Raw genomic sequence first — 5212 nt, forward strand, 5'->3', positions numbered from 1 at the left:
ATTATTAAAGATAGACAGCTTTATTAGCTCTTGCTTAAAAAAATATGAAAATGTGATAAATGATTACATTAATTATTAATAAATAAGGATTCATTATTCAGATATAACAAAAGCCAACTTTAAAGTTGGCTTTTTAATTAATAATTCTTCAACTCGTCTAACAATTCCCATTCCGAATTAGGGAGTAAAGATTTAACAAGCGAAAAAAGGTTATAAAAGTCTAGGGGAGAATGACAGAGCCTAAGCCCTTTGCTTTGCGTTTCCGCTAAAAGGGCTGTTTGCCCAATATTACAAATAGAGTTAAGCGAAAAAACTAAATTCTTATCATCAGTAATCAATTTTAGATACAGTAAAGTAATTAAAAATTCTTAAGAATAAAGGATTCTTTTCCGTTTTATAAAGATTGATTTTTATAAAATTTCTATTCCAATCTACAAAAATCTGATCAAATATATGGTGCATCGGGTAAGATTTTAAAGGAAATAAATTAGCATTATATTGTTTGATAAACGAGGAAACTTTATATTAAATAAGCTAAATTTAATAATTAAAAAGTAAAAGAAATCAAATGTCATTTGATAAAAAAATACGAGAAAATTTAGATGGAAAGTATCTAACAATATATAGCGATTCTTTCAAAGAAGGAATAGAATATGCTTCTAAATTAAAAATTAACCATGTTCAAATAATTTGGTTATCTAAAAAAGAAGTAGATTTTAAAGAGTTTGAAAAGGTTGGTGATTTTTTAAAAATAATATCCTTTGTAAGCGTAGTAGATCATATTAAAAATTTAGATTCAATTTATTCATTACAGATGATTGAAAAACTTTATTTTCAACAAAAGCAAAAATTTAAAATAGATATTTCAAAGTTCCCAAAAATTGAATATCTAGGTAGTGAATATTGGAAAGGCTTAATAAATATAAATAAAGCACATTCTTTGCAAGGTTTTAAGGCAGTATGGTTGATAGAATGAGATGATAGCAAAACGGGCGCCAAATAACCACCTATACAGGCTAGTATGGCTAAACTTTTAGCGTGCTGTAATAAAGCCGTATATACGCACAGAGCACAAATAATAATTAGGGCAACCAGCGCTAATAAATATGGAATAAGATCATATAATTTGAAAGCGGCAAATACAGTAATGTAGATAATACCTAGAGTACCGCCTTGCAGTATCATTGCATAGATTGTCTTTTTATCTTTTAAATACCATCCTCAAAATAACATTCCGATGCCGAAAACAAAAGTGCCCAACACTCGCACTTTTGGTGACAATAATTGATGGTCAATACTATATTTAAACAGATAAGAAAGACTAAAAAATCAAAATGATGATGGCTACTTTAGAAATTAAATTATTGGTTACTAGGCTCTTAAGTCAATGTCTGAACCCATGTGGTGCAGGAGCAGGCGTTTGGCAAATAAAGCTTCTTTGTGTGAAAATTTGTGGTTTTTTGCTCAGGTGCACTGCTGTATAAATAACTGTAGGTTGGAGTACGGCAACTTCTGATTCTGCTATTTGGACAATTTCTGGAACAGTGTCCCTTTGAAGAGCAACGGTCGTTGCTTGACTTTGTTTGTGAGCGGGAGATAGCGATTATATTTCATTCTGTTCATTAGATTCAATTTGGTGATTTTTGATATCGTGTATATTTCTTTTGATCTCAATAACTTGTTTTTGCTAAGCATTGATGCGCGCACTTACACTAAGTAGACCAAAAATCATTATTATAATTAAAACAATAATGAATATGAATTGAAATAATGCAAATACCATTGCTTTCTATTTAAGTAATAATTTATTTCATTATATGATAAAAGTGAAATTAGGCAAATTTTGTAAACTATTTGAAGATCATATTGCCGATAATCTGGTTGTCGGTAGGAGAATTTTATTTGAATATTATAAATGATTAATAAAATTAGATGATTACGGAAATATAATATAAAGAAAAGTAGATGCCAATGGTTACATTATTAGAGGTAAAGCAGGAAATTGGCCATAAAATATTATTTTTACATAAAAAAGGATGAAAATGAGAACAAATTTAAAAACACAGGATTATTTTAATAATTTTATTAATAGCGAAAATCAAAGAATACTTAAATTTGATAATTGGTTAGAAATTGACAAAGTAGTTGAAAATAGAATTCCTTCCATAAAAAGACAACTTTTCACTATTTCTTTAAATATTTTAATTGCAAAATACACTTCAGGATATGCTATTGAAGAACTAAGGCGAGAATTTCCCTTAGTGATAAATAGATTTGTAGAAGGCTGGAATGATAATGACAGCAAACCAGAAGATGATGTTCATTTTGATGAATACCTGTTAATGTTAAGAATGTTATCACTTGGCGTCTTATTAGAAACAGATAATGATAATTTCAATAAAATAATAGAAGTACTCCATAAAAGTAACCGTAAAGATTACTTATTTTCTTTTATCATTTCTTATAAAACAGGTTACCCGTCAATAGTAAATAAGTTAACTTATGAGCAATTTAGACCACTATGTGAAACAACTAAAGAAATGGATAAAAACAAAGCGATAACGATTCTAAAAAATTATCTGGAAAAAGATTGGTATAAGAGTATGAAATTAACCTACTGGTACGATAATCACAAAAGCAAAGCAGATACATTTTTTGGCTATTGGAGCTTTGAAAGCGGTGCATTAGTAAAAATGCTCGGCTTAAACGACACCACCCTAAAAGACCAAGAATACTACCCTTACGACATGTTGCATTGGAAAGAGTAACAATATGGAACTAAGAGATAAATTAAACTCCCTAGAGGGGTATCAAGAAATTATTAATTTAAATACACAGTTCATTAAAGAACGTTTTGAAAAAATAGAAAAGCTAAAAAAAGCAGAATACGAAGGGAAGCAATTATTTAATGAGTCAAATTCAGAAGTTCTTAAATTAACCGAATCGACAATAGTAAATTATTATATAGACCTGATCAAAGCAGAATATTCAATAGGCTTGAGAAAACAAGAAGTAAGTGATCTTTATCAAGATTATTTAAACTTTTTTATCTTAACGGGGGAAGCTAAATCAGCAAAAGATTTCCTTTATGGAGAAAATCCCACTCCCTATTACAGCACAGACCAATATGATATTTTACTTTTCACTTTTAGCCTAGCAATATTACTGAACATTAATGATGAAGACTTTAAAAAATTGGTCACAGTAAGAGATATCGTTCATGAACCGGATAAGCTACTAGACTTTATGATTAATTATAAACTGGGCGGAAGAACCACCTCTGTAGAAATGAAGGAAAATGAATACAAAAGTTATTCTTCAATTATAGATATAGCCATAACTAATAAAGAAAAAGGAATACAAGCCTTAAAACAATACCTATCAAAACAATGGTTTAAAGATTATAAAAAAATGGGTTGGAGCGAATCGCATAAAAGTAAACATAATATCCATAGTGGCTATTGGAGCTTTGAAAGCGGTGCATTAGTCAAAATACTCGGCTTAGACGACACGCCCCTAAAAGACCAACCATACTACCCTTACGATATGGCGCATTGGAAAGAGTAACAATATGGAATACTCAAAATTAAAAATACAATTCTAAAAAGAATAGCTAGACTGGTAAAGTAGCGAAAATAGGAGAGGTTAATAATTGGACAAAACATTAATATGCGGATGCAGTAAATAAAGCAAGAAAAGATACACGACAAGGTTTTTAAAAAGGAACTGTTAAATTTAAATAGATTAGAACTATTATGAATTATTATGAGTTATATCCAAAATATGAAAGAAGTTTATTTTTCTTTTTTAATAAAGAGAAAAGTAATATTAGTGGATTTGAATTTACAAAAGGGAAAAAAATCAAATTAGCAAACACTTTATATTACAAAGTTGAGAAAATAGATTCTTATTTAGATGAATATGACTATTTACCTGTTTCATCTGGTCCACCTCTAGTGAGTAAAAAATTTAAAGAGCAATTTAATGATTTGGAAAAAGAGCACCAAATGCAATTTTTTAATACCGTAATTGAAGATGAAAAAGAGAATTGTAATAATAACTTTTTTGCCCTAAATATCCTAAATATAATTTTATGTTTGGATAAAGAAAGATCAATATTTGAAGAAGAAAATTATTATGGGGTAAAATATTTAAAAATAAAAAAATTATATATATTACCTAATAAACTTGTTGATCATAAAATAATAAGATTAGAAGAAGATGATGATAAGATCATTGTTACAGAAGAATTCAAGAAACGATGTATAAGCGCAAGATTAAAAGGCTTAGATTTTGTCCCAGAAGGATATAGTATTTATACAGATATTTAGTATTAAAAAACTTATAAGTTAGCTTTTATATTTTTGTTTCAACTCTTCAATTTGTATAACTGGGATACGATAGATCTACCAGTAAAGTCGTTTGTGCGAAAAACAGAGAGGTGTAACAGAAAAGCCTAAATCCTTATCATCGCGAATCAATTTAAGATATGATTAAGTAGTTATAAAATTCTTGAGGATTAAGGGTTCTTTAGGTTATAAAATTTTTTTGAATACTTTAAAAATTCTGACCCTCCACAATGGCAACAAGGTGACTGGGAATACCAATGGCAGGGTAACGGAATGTTACAAGCGGTACGCAATCCTCAGGGGAAATGGATCCGTTTTGAATACGACGCGTTAGGAAGAAGAACAGCGAAAATTGCAAATACAAAGATTTATCGTTATCTTTGGGATGGTAATGTATTATTACATGAGTGGTTTTATGAGTGTGAACGGCGTCCAAAGGTTGTTTCTGATGAGCTGGGAATGCTTATGTTGGAACAATCCGAACCGATCGAAAACCTGACTACTTGGGTTTATGAGGAAGGAAGTTTAGTACCCACAGCTAAGTTATGCGAGGGTAAGTCCTACTCGATTGTATCGGATTATTTGGGCAGACCCGCTCAGGCCTATGATGATAAAGGTAAGCTGGTTTGGCAGGTGGAATTTGACATCTATGGCAGAATACGGGAAGATATCTTTAACAATAAGTCGTTTATTCCGTTCAGGCAACTGGGGCAGTATGAGGATATAGAAACGGGGCTTTATTACAATCGTTTCCGTTACTATAATCCTGAAACAGGCGCATACATCAGCAAAGACCCCATCGGACTGGCAGGAAATAACCCGAATTTGTATGCGTATGTGCATGATTCCAATACGATGGTCGA

5 protein-coding genes and 1 pseudogene are annotated in these 5212 nt (G+C 30.4%); 5 read left to right on the forward strand and 1 reads right to left on the reverse strand.

Features of this window, described 5'->3' with window-relative positions:
* Positions 1 to 568 precede the first annotated feature (568 nt).
* Positions 569 to 976 carry a hypothetical protein gene (locus JMI89_RS11940; RefSeq protein WP_255562899.1) on the forward strand — a complete coding sequence of 136 codons (408 nt, stop codon included), beginning with the start codon at positions 569 to 571 and terminating at the stop codon, positions 974 to 976.
* Positions 977 to 1011: 35 nt separating this feature from the next.
* On the opposite strand, the pseudogene JMI89_RS12170 reads toward JMI89_RS11940, so the two are convergent.
* Positions 1012 to 1185: pseudogene (locus JMI89_RS12170) on the reverse strand (DUF2339 domain-containing protein); the annotation flags it as partial.
* A gap of 857 nt (positions 1186 to 2042) precedes the next feature.
* Between JMI89_RS12170 and JMI89_RS11515 the strand changes: the two are divergent.
* The 4 genes from JMI89_RS11515 to JMI89_RS11975 all read left to right on the forward strand — a co-directional run.
* On the forward strand, positions 2043 to 2768 hold the full coding sequence (locus JMI89_RS11515; RefSeq protein WP_220680144.1) for a PoNe immunity protein domain-containing protein: 726 nt from the start codon (positions 2043 to 2045) through the stop codon (positions 2766 to 2768).
* A 4-nt stretch (positions 2769 to 2772) separates the two neighbouring features.
* Positions 2773 to 3567 carry a PoNi-like cognate immunity protein gene (locus JMI89_RS11520; RefSeq protein WP_220680145.1) on the forward strand — a complete coding sequence of 265 codons (795 nt, stop codon included), beginning with the start codon at positions 2773 to 2775 and terminating at the stop codon, positions 3565 to 3567.
* A gap of 188 nt (positions 3568 to 3755) precedes the next feature.
* Positions 3756 to 4331, forward strand: coding sequence for an imm11 family protein (locus JMI89_RS11525; protein WP_220680146.1), 576 nt, complete (start codon positions 3756 to 3758; stop codon positions 4329 to 4331).
* A gap of 291 nt (positions 4332 to 4622) precedes the next feature.
* The coding region (locus tag JMI89_RS11975; protein WP_220680147.1) for an RHS repeat domain-containing protein at positions 4623 to 5212 on the forward strand (590 nt) is incomplete at its 3' end.

The organism is Frischella sp. Ac48, from assembly GCF_019641635.1.
Classification (GTDB): Bacteria; Pseudomonadota; Gammaproteobacteria; order Enterobacterales; family Orbaceae; genus Frischella; species Frischella japonica.